Raw genomic sequence first — 20,997 nt, 5'->3', positions numbered from 1 at the left:
ATGTATCCAGCCGTCATTCCACCGGCGTGCTGACAAAGGCTTCCAACCCTTCGGCATAGGCGGTGAATGCGCTGATCTGCGGGAAGGACTTGCCCTGTACTTGATCCGCCACCAACAGGTTGGTGAAGGTCCACGCCACGGCGACGGTGATGCCGGCCTGATCGATGGAACCATCGGTGGGCAGCGGTTGTTTTGCCAGGGCTTGCTCCAGCTCACCGTAGGCGGCCAGCAACTGGCCCGAAATTCGTGACAGCCACGGAGCATGTTGGATATCCGCCGGTCGCAGGGTGCGTTCGTAATAGATCTGCACCGACTTTTCGCACGCCGCCAGCGCCAGCCCGACCAATTGCAAGGAGCGCAATCGTTGGGCTGGATCGGACGGCATCAGGCTGTTCGCCGGGCCGGCCAGTGCCTCCAGGTAATCGATGATCAAGGTGGAATCCATCAACACCGAGGCATCATCCATCACCAGCGTGGGGGCCTTGACCACCGGGTTGATGCTCTGGAAATGCTCGAATTGCCGGAACACCGACACCGATTCGTGTTCCAGGGCAATCCCTAGGCATTTGGCGGAAATGGCGACGCGTCGCACGTAGGGCGAGTCCAACATGCCGATCAGTTTCATGGCTTCTCCTTCAGCGGTTTGGCAGGTCGGGTATCAATCCTCGAAGCCGACCTGTTCATGGATTTCATCGACTTTGAGTTCGAGTCGGTAGGCCACGGCGATGAACAATGCTTGGCACAGGCACAACGTGGCGCTCAACGAGCGGAACGCGAACGAGCTGCCTTCGTTGACCAGCAACACCGCGTTGGCCCGCTTGGCCAGCGGCGATAAGTTGCTGTCGGTGATGATCAGTGTCTTCGCCTGGTGATGCTGGGCAATGCGCAGGCAGTGCTGGGTTTCCTTGCCGTAAGGCGTAAAGCTGATGGCAATCACCAGGTCGTTGGCCCGCACGCTGCGCATCTGCTCGCGATAACTGCCGCCCAGGCCGGAGACCAGGTGAATGCGCTTGTTGGTGTGCTGCAGGTTGTAGACCAGGTAATCGGCCACCGCGAATGAACGCCGCACACCGACCACATAGATGTTGTCGGCATTCACCACCAGGTCCACGGCTTTTTCGAACGCCTCGTCTTCGAGCTCCAGCCCCAGGCGTTCGATACCCGATAGGGTCGCGTTGACGCATTCCCGGGCCAGGTCGCCGGCACTGGCCTTCTGGGATTTGTTGGCGATCATGCTGCGAATGCGTTGCTGGTAGTTCTGTACCGGCGTGGTTTTGTGGGTGTACGCCTCGCGGAACAAAGCCTGCATTTCGCTGAACCCGCTGAAGCCGAAGCGCTGGGAGAAGCGCACGATGGCCGAGGGATGCACTTCACATTCCCGGGCGATGTCGCTGATGCGATCAACCATGATCCGGTCGCTTTGCTGGCTCATATAGCTGGCGATGCGCTTGAGCTGGCGCGGCAGGCCTTCGTATTCCTCGGTGATCAGTTGCAACAGCCGCTCGGCGTTGATCGGTGGGCTGGGGAGGGCGGCTTCGGACGCGCTCTCGGACGACGCCTGCAGATCGGGGCGGGTCATAGGAAATCCTTCTGGCTTGTTCTTATAGGACGCCCCTGAAAAACGGGCCGATCCTCGACAATAGGTTGGCTGGTCGCAGTCTACAGCGTAGGCGGGAGGAAAATCATGGGTGAACGAAGTTGTAGCGCCTGCTGAAACGATGCACCGCGTCTGGCCCGGTTGAGCAATAGCATATTGGAAAAAATATTCCACGATAAAAATATATGGAAAAAATATTGATTCTTGGCGCTTGCTCGTTTTAGTCTGCATCCACCAAAGCGTTGGCGTCGGTTCCGACGGCAAGCGCAGGCTGATAAAAATAACAGGAGCCAGCATGGGTCAGACTCGTTTTGCCAGTGGGCGTCAATTGGATGTCATCTGCCTGGGACGCCTGGGCGTCGATCTCTATGCGCAGCAGGTCGGCGCGCGGCTGGAAGATGTCAGCAGTTTTGCCAAGTACCTGGGTGGATCGTCGGCCAACATCGCCTTCGGTACGGCCCGCCTGGGGCTGAAATCGGCGATGTTGAGCCGTGTAGGCGACGATCACATGGGGCGTTTCCTGGTGCAGTCCCTCGCCCGGGAAGGCTGTGACGTCAGCGGCGTCAAGGTCGATGCCGAGCGCCTGACCGCCATGGTCTTGCTGGGTATCAAGGACCGCGAGACCTTTCCCCTGGTGTTCTACCGGGAAAACTGCGCGGACATGGCGCTGCGGGCCGAAGACATCGACGAAACCTTTATCGCTTCCAGCAAGGCGCTGCTGATCACCGGCACTCATTTCTCTACCGAAGGCGTCTACAACGCGAGCATCCAGGCGCTGGACCATGCCCGAAAACACAACGTCAAATGCGTTCTCGACATCGATTACCGCCCGGTCCTCTGGGGCCTGGCGAGCAAGGCCGACGGTGAAACCCGTTTCGTTGCCGACCGCAAGGTCAGCCAGCACGTGCAAGGCATCCTGGCGCGTTTCGACCTGATCGTCGGCACCGAGGAAGAATTCCTCATCGCTGGCGGCAGCGAGGACCTGCTGGCCGCGCTGCGTACGGTGCGCGCGCTGACGGCGGCAACCCTGGTGGTCAAGCTCGGCCCACAAGGATGTACGGTGATCCACGGTGACATCCCGAACCGATTGGAAGACGGCGCCATTTACCCGGGCGTTAGGGTCGAAGTCTTGAATGTGCTGGGTGCCGGTGATGCGTTCATGTCCGGGTTCCTCGCCGGTTGGCTGGAGGACGCCGACGATGAGCGCTGCTGCCAGTTGGCCAATGCCTGCGGTGGCCTGGTGGTTTCGCGCCATGCCTGCGCTCCGGCGATGCCGACCCGGGCCGAACTCGACTATTTGTTCAACAGCCCGGTGCCCATCACCCGACCGGACCAGGATGCCGCGCTGCAACGGCTGCATCAGGTGAGCGTGCCGCGCAGGGCCTGGAAGCAGTTGTTCATCTTCGCCTTCGACCATCGCTGGCAACTGGTGGAACTGGCTCAGCGCGGCGGGCGTGGCCTCGACAGTATCAGCGAGCTCAAGCAACTGTTCATCCAGGCTGTGCAGCGGGTCGAGGTCGACCTGCAACGCCAGGGTATCGCCGCCGATGTCGGTTTGCTGGCCGATCAGCGCTTTGGCCAGGACTCCCTCAACGCGGCCACCGGGCGTGGCTGGTGGGTGGCGCGGCCGGTGGAAGTGCAGGGCTCGCGGCCGCTGGCGTTCGAGCACGGGCGCTCCATCGGCAGCAACCTGATTGCCTGGCCGCAGGAACAGATCATCAAATGCCTGGTTCAATTTCACCCCGACGACGAACCGCTGCTGCGCCTGGAACAAGAGGCCCAGTTGATGGGCTTGTACAAGGCGTCCCAGGTCAGCGGTCATGAGTTGCTGCTGGAAGTCATCCCGCCGAAGGATCATCCATCAGCCCATCCGGACGTGCTCTATCGCGCCCTCAAGCGCCTCTACAACCTGGGTATTTTCCCGGCGTGGTGGAAGATCGAAGCGCAGACTGCCCAAGAGTGGAAGCAACTCGACGAGTTGATCCAGCAGCGCGACCCGTACTGCCGTGGCGTGGTGCTGCTGGGCCTCAACGCCCCGGCCGCCGCATTGGCCGAGGGCTTCCGCCAGGCCAGCCAGAGCACCACCTGCCGGGGCTTTGCCGTGGGCCGGACGATTTTCCAGGAGCCGAGCCGGGCCTGGATGGCCGGGGAGATCGATGACGAAACGTTGATCCGGGACGTGCAGGGGCGGTTTGTGGAATTGATCGAGGCGTGGCGCAGTGCCCGGGCTTGATGACAGGGCCCTTGTGGCGAGGGAGCTTGCTCCCGCTGGACTGCGAAGCAGTCCCAAATCCAGCCACCCTCGATTTGACAGGTAAAACCGCATCCATAGTTTTGCGACTGCTTCGCAGCCGAGCGGGAGCAAGCTCCCTCGCCACAGGTGATCGGCTGAACATTAGGGACAACAATAAAAGGTGCAGCCATGCCCGCTATTCGAATTGGCATCAACCCGATTTCCTGGAGCAACGACGACCTGCCGTCCCTTGGCGGCGAGACGCCCTTGAGCACGGCGCTGAGCGAAGGCAAGGAAATCGGCTACGAAGGGTTTGAGCTCAACGGCAAGTTCCCCAAGGACGCCAAGGGCGTCGGCGACGTGTTGCGCCCGTACGACCTGGCGCTGGTTTCCGGCTGGTATTCCAGTCGATTGGCGCGGCGTTCGGCGGCCGAGGAAATCGACGCCATCGCCAGCCATGTCGAACTGCTGGCGCAGAACGGCGCGACGGTATTGGTCTATGGCGAAGTGGCTGACTCCATCCAGGGCCAGCGCATCCCCTTGATCGAACGCCCGCGCTTTCACACCGACGAAGCCTGGCAAGCCTACGCCGACAAGCTCACCGAACTGGCGCGCTTCACCCTGTCCCAGGGCGTGCGACTGGCCTATCACCACCACATGGGCGCCTACGTAGAATCGCCTTCGGACATCGACAAGCTGATGGCCCTGACCGGCAGCGAAGTGGGCCTGCTGTTCGACTCTGGGCATTGCTACATGGGCGGTGGCGAACCGCTGCAAGTCTTGCGCAAGCACATCGAGCGCATCTGTCACGTGCATTTCAAGGACGTGCGCAAACCCGTGGTGCAGCTGGCGCGCAACAACCTCTGGAGTTTCCCCGACTGCATCATCAATGGCACCTTCACCGTGCCGGGGGATGGCGACATCGATTTCGCTGCGTTGCTCGACGTCCTACTGGCTGCCGACTACCAAGGGTGGCTGGTGGTGGAAGCCGAGCAGGACCCCGCCGTGGCGCCGAGTTATGTCTACGCCAAGAAGGGCTACGACACCTTGCGTGCCCTGCTGCAAGAGAGGATGCCGGCATGAGCCTGTTGATCAAGAGCAATCCCGGCGGCCAGAAACTGGTCGAACTGCCCCATGGTGCGTTGGATTACGTGGGCTTCGCGGCCTACCGCCTGAGCCTCGGAGAAACCCTTCCGGTGATGGCCGGTGACAAGGAGTTGTGTGTGGTCTTGCTCAGCGGGCGTATCGACCTCAAGGGCGAAGCGCCGGGGCAGGGAACGTTCAACTGGGACAACCTCGGTGACCGCCACTCGGTGTTCGAGGATAAATCCCCCTACGCCGCATACCTGCCACCCGGCAGCCAGGCCCAGGTGACGGCCTTGAGCGACGTGCAAGTAGCGGTGTGCGCCGCGCCGGGCGCGGCCAGCAATGAATACGGACCACGGCTGATCCGCCCGCAAAGCATGAAACGCAGCGTTCGCGGCAAGGGCGCCAATACTCGTTATGTCTGCGACATCCTGCCCGACAGCGAACCGGCCCACTCGCTGCTGGTAGTGGAAGTGCGCACGCCGTCCGGTCATTCGTCCAGCTATCCGCCCCACAAGCACGACACCGACGACCTGCCGCACCAGAGCTTTCTCGAAGAGACCTACTACCACCAGGTCAACCCGTCCCAGGGCTTCGTGTTCCAGCGGGTCTACACCGACGACCGCAGCATCGACCAGGCCATGGCCGTGGAAAACAGTGACCTGGTGGTGGTGCCCAAGGGTTACCACCCGGTCAGCGTGCCCTACGGGTACGAGTCGTATTACCTGAATGTCATGGCCGGTCCGAAGCGGGTCTGGCAGTTCCATAACGACCCGCAGCACAGCTGGCTGCTCGACTTCTGAATTCGAACATTCCAACGGAGAACCAGGACAATGAGCGACACCCCGGTAATAGGCCATTACATCAACGGCCAAGTGCAGGATGGCGACACCGCTCGCTCCAGCAATGTCTTCAACCCGGCCACCGGCGCGGTGCAGGCCCGGGTGGCCCTGGCCGAGCCGAGTACCGTCGAGGCAGCGGTGGCCTCGGCGCTGGCGGCGTTCCCGGCCTGGTCCGAGCAATCGTCGTTGCGACGGTCGCGGGTGATGTTCAAGTTCAAGGAATTGCTCGACCGCCACCATGATGAGTTGGCGCAGATCATCAGCCGTGAACACGGCAAGGTGCTGTCCGACGCCCACGGCGAAGTCACCCGCGGTATCGAAATCGTCGAGTACGCCTGCGGTGCGCCGAGCCTGCTCAAGACCGATTTCAGCGACAACATTGGCGGCGGTATCGATAACTGGAATTTGCGCCAACCGCTGGGCGTTTGCGCTGGCGTCACGCCGTTCAACTTCCCGGTCATGGTGCCGTTGTGGATGATTCCCCTGGCGCTGGTTGCCGGCAACTGCTTCATCCTCAAGCCTTCGGAACGCGACCCGTCCGCCAGTTTGCTGATGGCCCGCTTGCTGACCGAAGCCGGCCTGCCGGACGGCGTATTCAATGTCGTCCAGGGCGACAAGGCGGCCGTGGATGCGCTATTGCAGCACCCGGACATCGAGGCGATCTCTTTTGTCGGCTCCACGCCCATCGCCGAATACATCCACCAGCAGGGTACGGCGCACGGTAAGCGCGTGCAGGCCTTGGGTGGGGCGAAGAACCACATGATCGTCATGCCCGATGCCGACCTCGACCAGGCGGCGGACGCGCTGATCGGCGCGGCCTACGGTTCTGCCGGCGAGCGCTGCATGGCGATTTCCATCGCGGTGGCGGTGGGCGACGTGGGCGATGAGCTGATCGCCCGACTGTTGCCACGTATCGACCAACTGAAAGTCGGCAATGGCCAGCAACCCGGCACCGACATGGGGCCGTTGGTCACCGCCGAACACAAGGCCAAGGTAGAAGGCTTCATCGATGCTGGCGTGGCCGAGGGTGCGCGACTGATCGTCGACGGCCGGGGCTTCAAGGTGCCGGGGGCCGAGCAGGGATTTTTTGTCGGCGCGACGCTGTTCGACCAGGTCACCGCCGAGATGAGCATCTACCAACAGGAGATTTTCGGCCCGGTGCTGGGCATCGTTCGTGTGCCGGATTTCGCCACGGCGGTGGCGCTGATCAATGCCCATGAGTTTGGCAACGGCGTGTCGTGCTTCACCCGTGATGGCGGCATCGCCCGGGCGTTCGCCCGCAGCATCAAGGTCGGCATGGTGGGCATCAACGTGCCGATCCCGGTGCCCATGGCCTGGCACTCCTTTGGCGGCTGGAAGCGTTCGCTGTTCGGGGATCACCATGCCTATGGCGAGGAAGGCCTGCGTTTCTACAGTCGCTACAAGAGCGTGATGCAGCGCTGGCCCGACAGCATCGCCAAGGGCCCCGAGTTCAGCATGCCCACTGCCCAATAACTCATTTCATGAATGCCGGAGGGAGAACAACAATGAACAAGCCCCTGCGTTTCGCCTTGAATCGAATGGTTGCCCCGCGCCTGTCGCTGCCTGCTTTCATCGACCTGGCGCTGGCGTTGAAGACCGATGCCATCGAGATTCGCAATGACCTCAAAGGTGTCGAGATCGAAGACGGCATGCCGCCGGCCCATGTCCGCGAGTTGTGCGAGGCGCGCGGCATCAAAGTGCTGTCGATCAACGCCCTGTACCCGTTCGATGTGTGGAACGAAGAGCGCCGTGCCCAGGCCGTGCGCCTGGCCGATTACGCCCGCGAGTGTGGCGCCGAGGGATTGGTGATGTGCCCGCTCAACGATCGCGCCGATCCGCGCAGCGAGGTCGAGCGAGCGGCGGGTTTGCGTACTGCCTTAAGTGAACTGGCGCCGATCCTGCGCGCCTTCGGCATCTACGGTTTCATCGAACCCTTGGGTTTTGCAGAATGCTCGCTACGCCGCAAGCGCACGGCGGTGGAAGCGATCAAGGCCACCGACGGGCTGGATGTGTTTCGCCTGGTGCACGACACCTTTCATCACCATCTGGCCGGCGAGCAGGAGTTCTTCCCTGAATTGACCGGGCTGGTTCACATCTCAGGGGTCGAGGATGCCCAAGCGCCACTGGCGACCATTCGCGACGGCCACCGAGTGCTGGTGGGCGAGGGGGATATTCTCGGCAATGCCGGGCAGATCGAGGCGCTGCTCCGCGGCGGCTATGACGGTTACCTGTCCTTCGAGCCGTTTGCCGAAAGTGTTCATGGGTTGGCCGATATTCGCCAGGCGTTGGGGGCGAGTATGAGCCACTTGCAAAAGTCCCAGGCCTGAGCTGATTTTGACTTGATGAAGATCCCCTTGTGGGAGCGAGCCTGCTCGCGAAGGCGGCAGTACATCCAACACTGATGTCGCCTGACAGGCCGCTTTCGCGAGCAGGCTCGCTCCCACAGGGGGTGAGTAAATTTGCCGGATTTGCATTCCAATAAGGTGCAAGCATGACCACAACAAGACTGACCATGGCCCAGGCCCTGGTGAAATTTCTCGATAACCAGTACGTCGAGGTCGATGGCGTCCAGAGCAAGTTCGTCGCCGGGGTGTTTACCATTTTCGGCCACGGCAATGTGCTGGGCCTCGGCCAGGCGCTGGAGCAGGACAGCGGCGACCTGGTGGTTCATCAGGGCCGCAACGAACAAGGCATGGCTCATGCCGCCATCGGGTTTGCCAAGCAGCATCTGCGGCGCAGAATCTACGCCTGTACCTCGTCGGTTGGTCCCGGCGCGGCGAACATGCTGACCGCCGCCGCCACCGCGACGGCCAATCGCATCCCGCTGCTGCTGTTACCTGGCGATGTCTATGCCAGTCGTCAGCCGGACCCGGTGCTGCAACAGATCGAGCAATTCCATGACCTGAGCATCAGCACCAACGATGCCTTCAAGGCCGTGAGCAAATACTGGGATCGCATCAACCGCCCCGAGCAATTGATGACTGCCGCGATCCAGGCCATGCGTGTGCTCACCGACCCGGCCGAGACCGGCGCGGTGACCCTGGCGCTGCCCCAGGATGTGCAGGCCGAAGCCTACGATTACCCGGATTATTTTTTGCAGAAACGCGTGCACCGCATCGACCGCCGGCCGGCCACCGAAGCGATGCTCGGCGATGCCCTGGCGTTGTTCAAGGGCAAGCGCAAGCCATTGATCATCTGCGGTGGCGGGGTGAAGTACTCCGGGGCCAATGCTGCATTGCAAGCCGTTGCCGAGCGCTTCGAGATTCCCTTTGCCGAGACTCAGGCGGGGAAAAGCGCCATCGTCTCCAGCCACCCGCTGAATGTCGGTGGCGTTGGCGAGACCGGCTGCCTGGCGGCGAACCTGCTGGCCAAGGAAGCGGACCTGATCATCGGCATCGGCACCCGCTACAGCGATTTCACCACGGCGTCGAAATGGCTGTTTCAGCATTGCGACGTGCAATTTCTCAACCTCAACATCAGCCCGTGCGATGCGCTGAAACTCGATGGCGTGCAACTGTTGGCCGACGCCCGTTCGGGCCTGGAGGCGCTGGCCGACAAGCTGGGGGACTACCGTGCCGAATGGGGCGCGCAGATCGCCGACGCCAAGGCCCAGCTCGACGCCGAAGTGGACCGGATCTACCAGGCAGATTTCCAGACCCAGGACTTCGTCCCGGAAATCAACGATCACATGGACCCCGCAGTGTTTCGTGAATTCATCGAGCTCACGGGGTCCTGCCTGACCCAAAGTCGCGTGCTTGGCACCCTCAACGAAACCCTGGCGGACGACGCCATCATCGTCGCCGCCGCCGGCAGCCTGCCCGGCGACCTGCAGCGCAGTTGGCGCAGCAAGGGCGTGAACACTTACCACGTCGAATACGCTTATTCATGCATGGGCTATGAGGTGAATGCCGCCCTGGGGGTGAAACTCGCCGAGCCCGATAAAGAGGTCTACGCGCTGGTGGGCGACGGCTCCTACATGATGTTGCACTCGGAACTCGCAACCTCCATCCAGGAGCGGCGCAAGATCAACATCGTGCTGCTGGACAACATGACCTTCGGTTGCATCAACAACCTGCAAATGGAACACGGCATGGACAGCTTCGGCACCGAGTTCCGCTTCCGCAACCCCGAGACGGGCAAGCTCGATGGCGGCTTTGTGCCGGTGGATTTCGCCATGAGCGCGGCGGCCTATGGCTGCAAGACCTACACGGTCAAGACGTTGGACGAGTTGTACGCGGCATTGGCCGACGCCCGGCGCCAGACGGTCTCGACCCTGATCGACATCAAGGTCCTGCCCAAGACCATGATCCACAAATACCTATCCTGGTGGCGGGTCGGCGTGGCGCAGGTCTCCACCAGCGCCCGCACCGATGCCGTCGCCAAGACCCTCAACGAACGACTGGCCAAGGCCCGTCAATACTGATTGCGCCAACACCTACATAAGGAGTTCAACATGTCTTTGAAGCTGGGCGTCATCGGCACCGGGGCCATCGGCCAGGACCACATCCGTCGTTGCAGCCAGACCTTGCTCAACAGCCAGGTGGTGGCAGTGACTGACATCAACCTTGCCCAGGCGGCGAAAGTGGTGGCCGACCTCAAACTGACCGCCGAGGTCTATCCGGACGGCCACGCGTTGATCGCGGCGCCGGACGTCGAGGCGATCCTCGTCACCTCCTGGGGGCCGAGCCATGAAGAGTTCGTGCTGGCGGCCATCGCGGCAGGCAAACCGGTGTTCTGCGAAAAGCCCCTGGCGGTCACGGCCGAAGGCTGCCGCAAAATCGTCGACGCCGAAGTGGCCCACGGCAAGCGCCTGGTGCAGGTGGGCTTCATGCGCCCTTACGATGAAGGTTATCGCGCGCTCAAATCGGTGATCGACAGCGGCCAGATCGGCGAGCCGTTGATGCTGCATTGCGCCCACCGCAACCCGAGCGTGGGGGAGAACTACAAGACCGACATGGCGATCACCGATACCCTGATCCACGAGCTGGACGTGCTGCGTTGGCTGCTGGCCGACGACTATGTGTCGGTACAGGTGGTGTTCCCGCGCAAGAGCAGCAAGGCTTTGGCCCACCTGCGGGATCCGCAGATCGTTCTGCTGGAAACCGCCAAGGGCACGCGGATCGACGTCGAGGTGTTCGTCAACTGCCAGTACGGTTACGACATCCAATGCGAAGTGGTGGGGGAGACCGGCATCGCCAAGCTGCCGGAACCGTCCCAGGTGCAACTGCGCAGCGGCGCCAAGCTGTCCAATGCCATCCTGATGGATTGGAAGGATCGCTTCATCGCCGCTTATGACGTCGAATTGCAGGCGTTCATCGACGGCGTGCGTGCCGGGCAAGTAGGCGGGCCGTCGGCCTGGGATGGTTTCGCCGCGGCGATGGCGGCGGATGCCTGTGTCCAAGCGCAGCAGAGTGGGCAGATCATCAAGGTCGAGCTGCCGGAGCGGCCACGCTTTTACGGCTGACCACATTCCCTCTGTGGAATGCAGTCAATTGTGGGAGCGAGCCTGCTCGCGAAGGCGTCAGGCCAGTCAATATTCATGTTGGTTGACACACCGCTTTCGCGAGCAGGCTCGCTCCCACAGGGGCCCGGCGTTATTTCCAGATAAGGAGTGTTCATGCGAATCGGACTAGTGGGCTATGGCAAGGGCGGGCGGTTTTTTCATGCGCCGCTCATCAGCAGCCTGCCGGGCGCTACGTTTGTCGGGGTGGTGACCCGTTCCGCCGAGCGACGCCAGCAATTGGCAACCGAGCATCCGCGGGTCCAGGCCTTCGATAGCCTTGAGCAACTGGTGGCGGCCGGCGTTGATGCGGTGGTGGTGTCCACGCCGCTGCAAGCGCGCCCTGCCATTGTGATGGAGGCCATCGAGCACGGCGTGGCGGTGGTCAGCGACAAGCCATTCGCCCTTGATGCCGGGCAGGCCGAAGCGATGGTGTTGGCTGCCGAACGACGCAACGTACCGTTGAGCGTGTACCAGAACCGCCGCTGGGATTCGGATTTCCTGACGGTGCGCAAATTGCTTTCATCCGGTGCCCTGGGGCAGGTCATTCGTTTTGAGTCCAGCGTCGAACGTTACTCGCCGACCTCGGTGGGCAAAGCCAGTGGCGGGGGCTTCCTGCGGGATTTGGGCAGCCATCTGGTGGACCAAGCGCTGCAATTGTTCGGGCCGGTGGCCCGGGTGTATGCCGAGCTGGATTATCGACAGCCAGGCCAGGCCTACGACAACGGTTTTTTCATGTCGTTGGTCCACGCAAGCGGTGTGGTCTCGCACTTGAGCGGCAATTGCCTGCAAAGCGCTCCGCGCCCAAGGTTTCGGGTCAGTGGCAGCGAAGGCTGCTATACCGTCGAAGGCCTCGATGGTCAGGAGGCCCTGGCGTTGGCGGGACTGAGCCCCGCCACCGAGGGCGAACGTTGGGGCACGGAAGAACATCGGCGCTGGGGCTGGTTCGAACACGGTGCCGAGCGCGAGCGGGTAGCCTCGGAACGGGGCTGCTGGCTCGCGTTCTATCAGCGTCTACAGACAGCGTTGCAGGGCGACGGCCCTTTGCCAGTGGCTGCACGCGATGCCTTGGCCACGACACGCCTCCTGGACGCGGCAAGACAGAGCGCGGAGCAGGGTCAGGTGGTGTGTTTATCTGAGCCTGTAGGACATGGAATAAAAAACGAATAAAATTCTAAAATGAGTTGATATGGAAAATATTTTCCAATAAAGTCGATTCCAGGTTACCGACAACCCTGTCCGCGTTTATCCAGGCTCGCCCTGAATGGACGAAGGACGAAACAAAAACAAGAAACACAGCCAGGTACCGTCGATGAAAACCTTCAACCGCTCTGCGTTTCACCTGCCATTGTCCTTGCGCCTGTCCGCAATCCTTCCCTTGTTCGAAGCCCTGTGCATCCAGCGCAGGGGCGCCGTGGTGTGCTGCATGCCCGGCGCACCGATCGTGCGTTTACCACGTTCCTGAAGTCCGTCACGCCTTATCCATAAGACCAACAAAAAAATTGGAGAAAGAACGTTCATGAACACCAAGACCCGTATTGCCTCGCTGGCCCTGTCATTGATGTTTGCCAGCGGCGCTGCCCTGGCGGACCTGAAGATCGGCGTCAGCATGTCCCAGTTCGATGACACCTGGTTGACCTACCTGCGCGAGTCCATGGACAAGAAAGCCAAGGCCCTGCCGGACGGCGTCACGTTGCAGTTCGAAGATGCGCGCAGCGACGTGGTCAAGCAACTGAGTCAGGTAGAAAGCTTCATCAGCCAGAAGGTCGACGCGCTCATCGTCAACCCGGTGGACACCGCCGCGACCCAACGCATCACCAAGGCCGCCGTGGCCGCCGGCATTCCGCTGGTCTACGTCAACCGCCGTCCGGACGACCCGAAACTGCCGGAAGGCGTGGTCACCGTGGCCTCGGATGACCTTGAGGCCGGGCGCATGCAGATGCAGTACCTGGCCGACAAGATGGGCGGCAAGGGTGAGATCGTGATCCTGCTGGGCGATTTGGCGAACAACTCCACCACCAACCGCACCAAGGGCGTCAAGGAAGTCCTCGCCAAGTACCCGGACATCAAGATCGAGCAGGAGCAGACGGGCATGTGGTCCCGGGACAAGGGCATGACCCTGGTCAATGACTGGCTGACCCAAGGCCGCGAGTTCAACGCCGTGGTGTCCAACAACGATGAAATGGCCATTGGCGCCGCCATGGCCCTCAGGCAAACGGGCGCCAAGAAGGGCAGCGTATTGATCGCAGGGGTCGACGGCACGCCGGACGGCTTGAACGCCATCAAGAAAGGCGACATGGCGGTCTCGGTGTTCCAGGACGCCAAGGGTCAAGCCGACGGCTCGATCGATACCGCGGTGAAAATGGTCAAGAAGCAGCCGGTCGAGCAATCCGTCTGGGTGCCATATCGCTTGATCACGCCGGAGAACGTCGATCAGTTCAAGTAACGCTTCACCTGTTTCATCACAACAATAAACAGGCAAGGTCGCCGCGCCGACCTTGCCCAGGGAGTACCCACCATGTTCGCATCAGCGACTGCTTCGAGCGCCCCGGCGGCAACGTTCCGGCCGGACGCATTACCTGACGAACCGTACCTGTTGGAGGTCGTCAACGTCAGCAAAGGCTTCCCTGGCGTCGTGGCCCTGTCAGACGTGCAATTGCGGGTACGCCCCGGCTCGGTGCTGGCCTTGATGGGGGAAAACGGTGCGGGCAAATCCACGCTGATGAAGATCATCGCCGGCATCTACCAGCCCGACGCCGGCGAGCTGCGCCTGCGGGGCAAGCCGGTGACCTTCGACACCCCCCTGGCGGCCTTGCAGGCCGGGATCGCCATGATCCACCAGGAACTGAACCTGATGCCCCACATGAGCATCGCCGAAAACATCTGGATCGGCCGCGAACAGCTCAACGGCCTGCACATGATCGATCATGGTGAAATGCACCGCTGCACCGCCCGGTTGCTGGAGCGCTTGCGCATCAAGCTTGACCCGGAGGAGCAGGTGGGCAACCTGAGCATTGCCGAACGGCAGATGGTGGAGATCGCCAAGGCCGTCTCGTATGACTCCGACATCCTGATCATGGACGAACCGACTTCGGCCATCACCGAGACCGAAGTCGCCCATTTGTTCTCGATCATCGCCGACCTCAAGGCCCAGGGTAAGGGCATCATCTACATCACCCATAAAATGAACGAAGTCTTCGCCATCGCCGATGAAGTGGCGGTGTTTCGCGACGGCGCCTACATCGGCCTGCAACGGGCCGACAGCATGGATGGCGACAGCCTGATTTCGATGATGGTCGGGCGTGAATTGAGCCAATTGTTCCCCGAGCGGGACAAGCCAATCGGCGATCGGGTCCTGTCGGTACGGGACTTGAGCCTGGCGGGTATTTTCAAAGGGGTGTCGTTCGACCTGCACGCCGGGGAAATCCTCGGCATCGCGGGGTTGATGGGCTCGGGCCGGACCAACGTCGCCGAGGCGATTTTCGGCGTCACCCCTGCCACTGGCGGCGAAATCTTGCTGGACGGCCAGCCGGTCCACATCAGTGATCCGCACATGGCGATCGAGAAGGGCTTCGCGTTGTTGACCGAGGATCGCAAGCTCAGCGGCTTGTTTCCCTGCTTGTCGGTGCTGGAAAACATGGAAATGGCCGTGCTGCCTCATTACGTCGGCAACGGTTTCATCCAGCAAAAAGCCCTGCGCGCCTTGTGCGAGGACATGTGCAAGAAGCTGCGGGTCAAGACACCGTCCCTGGAGCAGTGCATCGACACTCTATCCGGCGGTAACCAGCAGAAGGCCTTGCTGGCCCGCTGGCTGATGACCAACCCGCGCATCCTGATCCTCGACGAACCGACCCGCGGCATCGATGTCGGCGCCAAGGCCGAGATCTACCGACTCATTGCCTACCTCGCCAGCGAAGGCATGGCGGTCATCATGATTTCTTCGGAGCTGCCTGAGGTGCTGGGCATGAGCGACCGCGTCATGGTGATGCACGAAGGCGACCTGATGGGCACCCTCGACCGCAGCGAAGCCACCCAGGAACGAGTCATGCAACTGGCGTCGGGCCTGTCCTGATGCCTGCCGGGCGAATCAATAACGTCGAGCAATAATCCCGTGGCGAGGGAGCAAGCTTCCTCGCCACAGATAAAAAAGGTGATTGGCTATGAACGCGATATTGGAAAACAAACCCGCCGCCGCACCGGCCAGGACGCGTCGGCGGCTGCCCACGGAACTGAGCATTTTCCTGGTGCTGATCGGCATCGGCCTGGTGTTCGAGCTGTTCGGCTGGATCATGCGCGACCAGAGTTTCCTGATGAACTCCCAGCGCCTGGTGCTGATGATCCTGCAAGTGTCGATCATCGGCCTGCTGGCCATCGGCGTGACCCAGGTGATCATCACCACCGGCATCGACTTGTCGTCAGGTTCGGTGCTGGCGTTGTCGGCGATGATTGCCGCGAGCCTGGCCCAGACTTCGGATTTTTCCCGGGCGGTGTTTCCTTCCCTGACGGACCTGCCCGTGTGGATACCGGTGGTGGCGGGCCTCGGCGTGGGGCTGCTGGCGGGGGCGATCAACGGCAGCATCATCGCCGTTACCGGCATCCCGCCTTTTATCGCCACCCTCGGCATGATGGTCTCGGCCCGTGGCTTGGCGCGTTATTACACCGAAGGCCAGCCGGTGAGCATGTTGTCCGATTCGTACACCGCCATCGGTCATGGCGCTATGCCGGTGATCATCTTCCTGGTGGTGGCGGTGATCTTCCACGTCGCCTTGCGCTACACCAAGTACGGTAAATACACCTACGCCATCGGCGGCAACATGCAGGCGGCGCGGACCTCGGGCATCAACGTCAAGCGCCACCTGGTGATCGTCTACAGCATCGCGGGGCTGCTGGCGGGCTTGGCCGGCGTCGTGGCCTCGGCGCGGGCGGCGACCGGGCAGGCCGGCATGGGCATGTCTTACGAGCTCGACGCGATCGCCGCGGCGGTCATTGGCGGCACCAGCCTGGCCGGTGGAGTGGGGCGCATCACCGGGACGGTGATCGGTGCGCTGATCCTCGGGGTAATGGCCAGTGGTTTTACCTTTGTCGGTGTCGATGCCTATATCCAGGACATCATCAAGGGTCTGATCATTGTCGTCGCGGTGGTGATCGATCAGTACCGCAACAAGCGCAAACTCAAACGCTGACATGCCTGAGGTTGCGACAAAGCGCCACGCCTGACCCGCGTGGCGTTGCCATTTGTCTTCTTGATACAGCCATCGCAGCGAATTTCTTGTTATAAACGCACTCCGACGGCCGGCAGAAGCCTGTCAGACAGCATTTGAAGCGGTTGTCGAACATTTTCCCCATGTTTTCGGTTGCTGACGCCCCGACTCGGCCTTAGACTGCCGCCCCTCGTAAATTGAGTGCCGGGTGGCGCTTGGAATAAACGGCGCCTTCCCGATGAGCGTGGCTGCTTGATGCGGGACGCTCCATAATTCGCCTTAATGCACGTTTTTTTATAGAGAAATCAATGACAAAGGAAAAGTTGCTGGCCATGCCGGCGGATGACTACATGAATGCCGAGCAACTGGCTTACTTCACCAAGCTGTTGCAGAACATGAAAGTCGAAACCCACGAGCGCATCGAACAGAACCGAATCGCCATTGAGAGCCTGGACAGCCCGGCCGACCCGGCGGACGCAGCTTCCGTAGAAGAAGAGCGCACCTGGCTGGTCAACGCCATCGATCGCGACCAGCGCATGCTGCCGCAACTGGAGCAGGCCCTGGACCGTATCAACGACGAAAGCTTCGGCTGGTGCGACGACAGCGGCGAGCCGATCGGCCTCAAGCGCCTGTTGATCAGTCCGACCACCAAATACTGCATCGAAGCCCAGGAACGTCACGAGCAGATCGACAAGCACCAGCGCCAGGCCTGATACCGTTTTCGAAAAAGATCGCAGCCCTTCATCCGAAGCTGCGGTCTTTTTGCTTTTTGGTCATCACGCTTCTCGTTTTTTTGCCGAAAACACGACTAATGGACCATGGATAATGGCTCGATAGTGGCGTTTAATGCGGCCATAACAATGAGAAAAGTGGGTGACGAAAATGGCGACAGAAGGATCTCTGGCGGCGACAGCGTCGGCCTCGGTGCCAGTAGCGCGCGTTACAGCGCGCTGGCTTGCGCCGACTCTGCAAAGCCTGGCGCTGGTTTCGCTGCTGTGTGGCATGACCTTGGGCGGTTGGTCGTTGTACCTGGCGTTGCCGCTGGCGCTGCTCATCGTCTGGTTGCCACGCCTGCGCTCGCGGCTGAACAGCACACCGGTGCCGACGGCAAGCGACAGCCTGGCCGAGCTCACCCGCGATCTTTCCTACACCACCAGCCATAATGCACTGTCCGCCGCTGGCGTTGCCTATTCGGTCAAGCAGCTGGCGGGCAAGGTCCAGTCACAGCTCGGGGCCGCGGCGCAGATCGTTGGCAACGCCGAAGCGATGATCGCGACCGAGCAGGCCACCTCGCAGCTCAGTCAAGAGGCCCTGGGCGCGGCCAGCGAGGCCCATCGCAGCAGTGTCGCCGGGCGCAGCGAGTTGGTCGAATCCATCAGCCGAATGCATCAGCTCAGTCAGCGCGCCAATGAAAGCCGCGAACTCATCGAGGCGCTGAGCGTGCGCAGCGACGAAATCCAGCGGGTGACCCTGGTGATTCAATCGATCGCCAGCCAGACCAACCTGTTGGCCCTTAACGCTGCGATCGAGGCGGCCCGTGCCGGGGAACATGGTCGCGGTTTTGCGGTGGTGGCCGACGAGGTGCGTGGGTTGGCCGGGCGCACTGCCGCGGCGACCGGCGAGGTCGGCGTGATGGTCGCGGATATCCAGCAGCGCACCGCGCAGGTCGTCGAGCAGATCCGCCAATTGGCCGGTGACCTGGACAGCGGTGTGCAGCAAGTCGAGCACACCGGCCAGCACCTGGAAAACATCGCGCGGCTTGCGGCCGGTGTCGAAACCCAGGTCAGCGCCATCGCCCAGGGTACCGACACTAACCGTGGACAACTCGATAGCCTGTTTCATGCGATCGAGCAAATGCGTGGTGACCTGGCGATCAGCGACCAGCAGACCCAGCGCCTGGCCGAGGCCGCTGTGCAGATGGAAGGCCAGGCCGAGACCATCAGCGAGCGCCTGGCCGAGGTGGGCCTGGACGATTATCACCAGCGGGTCTATGACTTGGCGCGGGAAGGGGCAAGCCGGATTGCCGCACAGTTCGAGGCGGATATCGACCAGGGGCGCGTCAGCCTGGAGGATCTGTTCGATCGCAGCTACCAACCGATCCCCAATACCCATCCGGCGAAGTTCCAGACCCGTTTCGACCGCTACACCGACCAGGTGCTGCCAGCGATCCAGGAACCGTTGCTGGCGCGGCATGAGGGGCTGGTCTTCGCGATTGCCTGCACTCAGCAGGGCTACGTGCCGACTCACAACAATGCGTTCTGTCAGCCGTTGACCGGCGATCCGCAAGTGGACACGCTGAACAATCGCACAAAGCGCAAGTTCTCCGATCGCACCGGGATCCGCTGCGGCAGTCATCAACAGCCGGTGTTGCTGCAAACCTATACGCGGGACACGGGCGAGCTGATGCATGACCTGTCGGTGCCAATCATGCTCAAGGGACGTCATTGGGGTGGGTTGCGGCTGGGCTATAAGCCCGAGAAACCGCGCTGAGTCTCGACGGAGCCTGTATGACGAGCAAGCTTTCGTGGCGAGGGAGCAAGCTCCCTCGCCACGAAAGCTTGCTTGCCGTTCTGGGGTTATTTACCGTCGTGCAGGCGTACGTTCAGTTGATCCACCAATACCGCCTCTTCGCCGTCGGCAAGCAGCCATTCGCGAAGCAGATCTTGTTGCTGATTCGACCAGAAAGGCGCATCGACCAACTTGGTGTTCGGATCCAGCGGGTGCGCCATGATGAAATCATCGATGGCGTTGCCGTCCGAAGGCAGGCCAAGTTGGTCAAACAGGGTGCTGAGTTCGTGGGATGGTTGTTCCATTTTGTAGGACTCCTGTGGACTACCGCCGTCATGGCGCCTCGGTTGCTTCCCTCTATCTGAGGCGAGCAGTCGTCAGGAGTTCGATTGGCTTCAGGCTTTCAGCGCACCTTCGTCCACCGCGAGCTTCAGGGCCCGGGCTGACTCCTTGGCGGCCTCGGCCGCAAGTTCCGGCGTCTTGAACCAGCGATCCCTTTCTACCTGGTGATAGGTGACCGCAGTGGCGGCGGTTTTGGCGCGCATGACGATGACCGCTTGGAATTCGCCTTCTACCTCTCTGGCTTCGCCGCGGATGAAAAAATCGCCGATGTCTAGTTCCGTCACGTCGCGCCTTCCCTTCAAGTCATATTGTTGTACGAGCGTCGCCGATGGAGGCGCTCGCTGGGCAGGCAGTATGGCAGCAGTTGCCGGTCGGCGACTGAATTAAGTCATGGCGCCTGCCGTTGAAGGGTTCTGTTCGAGGGTGCGGGCGAGATAGCAGGCTTCGTTATGGTCGGCGCGGAAACCTCTTACGCGCCCGGTAGAGGTTTCTTCGATATGAAAAAAACACTTGCCGGCAAGAACGACCCGGTATCTGGGCTGGATCAATGCAATCGGTGCGTAACCGTCGTCATGAGTGGCGTCTTGCGCCAGGGCGACACACGAGATGGCGGGGCGGATCAGGGTTGGAAACGTAGCCATGTGAATTCCTTTTCTATGGTTACCGACGAATTGCCGGCTGTTTTAAGTAGTCTGCGCGTCAGCGGCTGTTCTAGAATCGGCAGCACCGTGTGTACGGTTGCGCCTATCTAAAGCAATTTTTTTTGGCCTCGATGTCAGAAAAAAGCTTTTCTAAGTGAGAAATTTCCCTAAAGTTAGTAGTCCCACCTTTTCCGATGCTCAGAGTGGTGTTTTCCTTCAGCCTCTGACGACCGCCGGGAAAGACGGCGAGAGTAGCGATCCTTTAGTCTTCTCCCGCCCTGGGTCAGGGCGCACCGTTCACTTTCGAATTCAATGACAGGCCCATGGGGCCGTGCGGGTTCTCGTGGTCCATTCTCAAAGAGTGGGCCGTTTAAAGATGGGGATGTTTCCTTGGCAGTAAGTAATCTCGACATGCATGCGTTATTTGTACTGGGCGACCTGCGGGCAAAACTGGTCAAGCAATTCCAGTCACGGTTTGTCTATATCACCGAGCAGACCGCCGAAGGTATCTATATTGCCGAAATCGACACCGAGTCGGCATTGGTCGTCGATGACAAACCCCGGCTGGAACTCAAGGTTGGCGACCATTTTCGCGCGGCGGTACTTCCCAGTCGCGAGGGAGGCAAGTTTGAAATCCGGTTTCGTGAAATCAAATTGACGGTCTATGGCCTGGGTGACTACGCGTTCGTCACGACCGCCGAGGGCCATGCCATCCTGTTCAAGGAAGGGCACAGCGTAGTGACCGTATTGGCCGCCAACGAACAGTTGCAGGAAGGTTTGACCAAGACGTTGAAAGCAGTCACCGCCAAGGCTGCCAAATGGCGCAAGGGTGAACTTGTGACATTCAAGGCCAGCGAGTAGGAAGCGGCTTTCATCCTTGGATGACGAATCGGGTTGATGTCCTTTGTTCTTTTTATACTCGTAACAGTTTTAAAACGCTCCTGCTGGAACCTTGGCTACAGTCAATTGACTGAACTAGTCACAGGCTTGCGTTCGCTTCGCACGCCGTTCGGCTATTGCTGCATC

Annotated in this window: 20 protein-coding genes; 15 read left to right on the top strand and 5 right to left on the bottom strand. The window is 61.0% G+C overall.

What is annotated here, in order from left to right; translation table 11 throughout:
- Positions 1-13: 13 nt before the first annotated feature.
- Both J3P76_RS14535 and J3P76_RS14530 read right to left on the bottom strand, forming a co-directional pair.
- Positions 14-625 (bottom strand): glutathione S-transferase N-terminal domain-containing protein, encoded by a 612-nt coding sequence (locus J3P76_RS14535; protein WP_420766612.1) that lies wholly within the window; start codon positions 623-625, stop codon positions 14-16.
- Positions 626-658: 33 nt separating this feature from the next.
- The gene (locus J3P76_RS14530) at positions 659-1,579 is read right to left on the bottom strand and encodes a MurR/RpiR family transcriptional regulator (RefSeq protein ID WP_434611039.1); all 921 of its coding nucleotides are present in this window, start codon (positions 1,577-1,579) and stop codon (positions 659-661) included.
- A gap of 313 nt (positions 1,580-1,892) precedes the next feature.
- On the opposite strand from J3P76_RS14530, the gene J3P76_RS14525 reads away from it, so the two are divergent.
- The 14 genes from J3P76_RS14525 to J3P76_RS14460 all read left to right on the top strand — a co-directional run bounded on the left by J3P76_RS14525 (position 1,893) and on the right by J3P76_RS14460 (position 18,970).
- Positions 1,893-3,830, top strand: a complete 1,938-nt coding sequence (locus J3P76_RS14525; RefSeq protein ID WP_434700879.1) for a bifunctional 5-dehydro-2-deoxygluconokinase/5-dehydro-2-deoxyphosphogluconate aldolase — start codon at positions 1,893-1,895, stop codon at positions 3,828-3,830.
- Positions 3,831-4,019: 189 nt separating this feature from the next.
- Positions 4,020-4,913 (top strand): myo-inosose-2 dehydratase, encoded by an 894-nt coding sequence (gene iolE / locus J3P76_RS14520; protein ID WP_434563673.1) that lies wholly within the window; start codon positions 4,020-4,022, stop codon positions 4,911-4,913.
- Positions 4,910-5,719 (top strand): 5-deoxy-glucuronate isomerase, encoded by an 810-nt coding sequence (gene iolB / locus J3P76_RS14515; RefSeq protein WP_434700878.1) that lies wholly within the window; start codon positions 4,910-4,912, stop codon positions 5,717-5,719. The genes iolE and iolB overlap by 4 nt, the downstream gene beginning before the upstream one ends.
- 30 nt (positions 5,720-5,749) lie before the next feature.
- A complete protein-coding gene (locus J3P76_RS14510; protein WP_420766607.1) occupies positions 5,750-7,252 on the top strand; it encodes a CoA-acylating methylmalonate-semialdehyde dehydrogenase in 1,503 nt (500 codons plus the stop codon).
- Between the two features lie 32 nt (positions 7,253-7,284).
- Positions 7,285-8,106 (top strand): TIM barrel protein, encoded by an 822-nt coding sequence (locus tag J3P76_RS14505; protein ID WP_434700876.1) that lies wholly within the window; start codon positions 7,285-7,287, stop codon positions 8,104-8,106.
- Positions 8,107-8,270: 164 nt separating this feature from the next.
- Positions 8,271-10,202, top strand: a complete 1,932-nt coding sequence (gene iolD, locus J3P76_RS14500) for a 3D-(3,5/4)-trihydroxycyclohexane-1,2-dione acylhydrolase (decyclizing) (protein ID WP_434700875.1) — start codon at positions 8,271-8,273, stop codon at positions 10,200-10,202.
- A 30-nt stretch (positions 10,203-10,232) separates the two neighbouring features.
- Complete coding sequence (locus J3P76_RS14495) at positions 10,233-11,243, top strand: Gfo/Idh/MocA family protein (RefSeq protein ID WP_434700874.1); 1,011 nt, start codon at positions 10,233-10,235, stop codon at positions 11,241-11,243.
- A gap of 153 nt (positions 11,244-11,396) precedes the next feature.
- Entirely contained in the window at positions 11,397-12,449 is a 1,053-nt protein-coding gene (locus tag J3P76_RS14490; protein WP_434700873.1) for a Gfo/Idh/MocA family protein, read from the top strand.
- Between the two features lie 142 nt (positions 12,450-12,591).
- Positions 12,592-12,744: a hypothetical protein gene (locus J3P76_RS14485; RefSeq protein WP_434563685.1), complete on the top strand. Its 153-nt coding sequence runs from the start codon at positions 12,592-12,594 to the stop codon at positions 12,742-12,744.
- Between the two features lie 54 nt (positions 12,745-12,798).
- Positions 12,799-13,725, top strand: a complete 927-nt coding sequence (locus J3P76_RS14480; RefSeq protein ID WP_434700872.1) for a sugar ABC transporter substrate-binding protein — start codon at positions 12,799-12,801, stop codon at positions 13,723-13,725.
- Between the two features lie 72 nt (positions 13,726-13,797).
- On the top strand, positions 13,798-15,351 hold the full coding sequence (locus J3P76_RS14475) for a sugar ABC transporter ATP-binding protein (RefSeq protein ID WP_434563689.1): 1,554 nt from the start codon (positions 13,798-13,800) through the stop codon (positions 15,349-15,351).
- 88 nt (positions 15,352-15,439) lie between these two features.
- Positions 15,440-16,462: an ABC transporter permease gene (locus J3P76_RS14470; protein WP_420766599.1), complete on the top strand. Its 1,023-nt coding sequence runs from the start codon at positions 15,440-15,442 to the stop codon at positions 16,460-16,462.
- Positions 16,463-16,788: 326 nt separating this feature from the next.
- Positions 16,789-17,193, top strand: coding sequence for a TraR/DksA family transcriptional regulator (locus tag J3P76_RS14465; protein WP_030141286.1), 405 nt, complete (start codon positions 16,789-16,791; stop codon positions 17,191-17,193).
- A gap of 169 nt (positions 17,194-17,362) precedes the next feature.
- Positions 17,363-18,970 carry a methyl-accepting chemotaxis protein gene (locus J3P76_RS14460; RefSeq protein ID WP_434611056.1) on the top strand — a complete coding sequence of 536 codons (1,608 nt, stop codon included), beginning with the start codon at positions 17,363-17,365 and terminating at the stop codon, positions 18,968-18,970.
- Between the two features lie 86 nt (positions 18,971-19,056).
- Here the strand turns inward: J3P76_RS14460 and J3P76_RS14455 are convergent, their stop codons facing one another.
- The 3 genes from J3P76_RS14455 to J3P76_RS14445 all read right to left on the bottom strand — a co-directional run bounded on the left by J3P76_RS14455 (position 19,057) and on the right by J3P76_RS14445 (position 19,971).
- Positions 19,057-19,293 (bottom strand): DUF2789 family protein, encoded by a 237-nt coding sequence (locus J3P76_RS14455; protein WP_420766597.1) that lies wholly within the window; start codon positions 19,291-19,293, stop codon positions 19,057-19,059.
- Positions 19,294-19,383: 90 nt separating this feature from the next.
- Complete coding sequence (locus J3P76_RS14450) at positions 19,384-19,614, bottom strand: hypothetical protein (RefSeq protein ID WP_420766596.1); 231 nt, start codon at positions 19,612-19,614, stop codon at positions 19,384-19,386.
- Between the two features lie 99 nt (positions 19,615-19,713).
- Positions 19,714-19,971 carry a hypothetical protein gene (locus J3P76_RS14445; protein WP_420766595.1) on the bottom strand — a complete coding sequence of 86 codons (258 nt, stop codon included), beginning with the start codon at positions 19,969-19,971 and terminating at the stop codon, positions 19,714-19,716.
- A 411-nt stretch (positions 19,972-20,382) separates the two neighbouring features.
- On the opposite strand from J3P76_RS14445, the gene J3P76_RS14440 reads away from it, so the two are divergent.
- Positions 20,383-20,832, top strand: a complete 450-nt coding sequence (locus J3P76_RS14440; protein ID WP_420766594.1) for a hypothetical protein — start codon at positions 20,383-20,385, stop codon at positions 20,830-20,832.
- Positions 20,833-20,997 lie beyond the last annotated feature (165 nt).

Source organism: Pseudomonas sp. D1-36 (genome assembly GCF_051132205.1).
Lineage (GTDB): Bacteria > Pseudomonadota > Gammaproteobacteria > Pseudomonadales > Pseudomonadaceae > Aquipseudomonas.
Note: the sequence above shows the minus strand (reverse complement) of the source record. Positions and strands in the feature narration are given on the sequence as shown.

Coding starts and splice junctions, on each gene's coding strand:
- J3P76_RS14505 (WP_434700876.1), top strand. CDS start 7,285: ATGAACAAGCCCCTGCGTTTCGCCTTGAATCGAATGGTTGCCCCGCGC.
- J3P76_RS14495 (WP_434700874.1), top strand. CDS start 10,233: ATGTCTTTGAAGCTGGGCGTCATCGGCACCGGGGCCATCGGCCAGGAC.
- iolE (WP_434563673.1), top strand. CDS start 4,020: ATGCCCGCTATTCGAATTGGCATCAACCCGATTTCCTGGAGCAACGAC.
- J3P76_RS14470 (WP_420766599.1), top strand. CDS start 15,440: ATGAACGCGATATTGGAAAACAAACCCGCCGCCGCACCGGCCAGGACG.
- iolB (WP_434700878.1), top strand. CDS start 4,910: ATGAGCCTGTTGATCAAGAGCAATCCCGGCGGCCAGAAACTGGTCGAA.
- J3P76_RS14475 (WP_434563689.1), top strand. CDS start 13,798: ATGTTCGCATCAGCGACTGCTTCGAGCGCCCCGGCGGCAACGTTCCGG.
- J3P76_RS14510 (WP_420766607.1), top strand. CDS start 5,750: ATGAGCGACACCCCGGTAATAGGCCATTACATCAACGGCCAAGTGCAG.
- J3P76_RS14535 (WP_420766612.1), bottom strand. CDS start 625: ATGAAACTGATCGGCATGTTGGACTCGCCCTACGTGCGACGCGTCGCC.
- J3P76_RS14485 (WP_434563685.1), top strand. CDS start 12,592: ATGAAAACCTTCAACCGCTCTGCGTTTCACCTGCCATTGTCCTTGCGC.
- iolD (WP_434700875.1), top strand. CDS start 8,271: ATGACCACAACAAGACTGACCATGGCCCAGGCCCTGGTGAAATTTCTC.
- J3P76_RS14445 (WP_420766595.1), bottom strand. CDS start 19,971: ATGGCTACGTTTCCAACCCTGATCCGCCCCGCCATCTCGTGTGTCGCC.
- J3P76_RS14440 (WP_420766594.1), top strand. CDS start 20,383: ATGCATGCGTTATTTGTACTGGGCGACCTGCGGGCAAAACTGGTCAAG.
- J3P76_RS14525 (WP_434700879.1), top strand. CDS start 1,893: ATGGGTCAGACTCGTTTTGCCAGTGGGCGTCAATTGGATGTCATCTGC.
- J3P76_RS14465 (WP_030141286.1), top strand. CDS start 16,789: ATGACAAAGGAAAAGTTGCTGGCCATGCCGGCGGATGACTACATGAAT.
- J3P76_RS14455 (WP_420766597.1), bottom strand. CDS start 19,293: ATGGAACAACCATCCCACGAACTCAGCACCCTGTTTGACCAACTTGGC.
- J3P76_RS14460 (WP_434611056.1), top strand. CDS start 17,363: ATGGCGACAGAAGGATCTCTGGCGGCGACAGCGTCGGCCTCGGTGCCA.
- J3P76_RS14490 (WP_434700873.1), top strand. CDS start 11,397: ATGCGAATCGGACTAGTGGGCTATGGCAAGGGCGGGCGGTTTTTTCAT.
- J3P76_RS14530 (WP_434611039.1), bottom strand. CDS start 1,579: ATGACCCGCCCCGATCTGCAGGCGTCGTCCGAGAGCGCGTCCGAAGCC.
- J3P76_RS14480 (WP_434700872.1), top strand. CDS start 12,799: ATGAACACCAAGACCCGTATTGCCTCGCTGGCCCTGTCATTGATGTTT.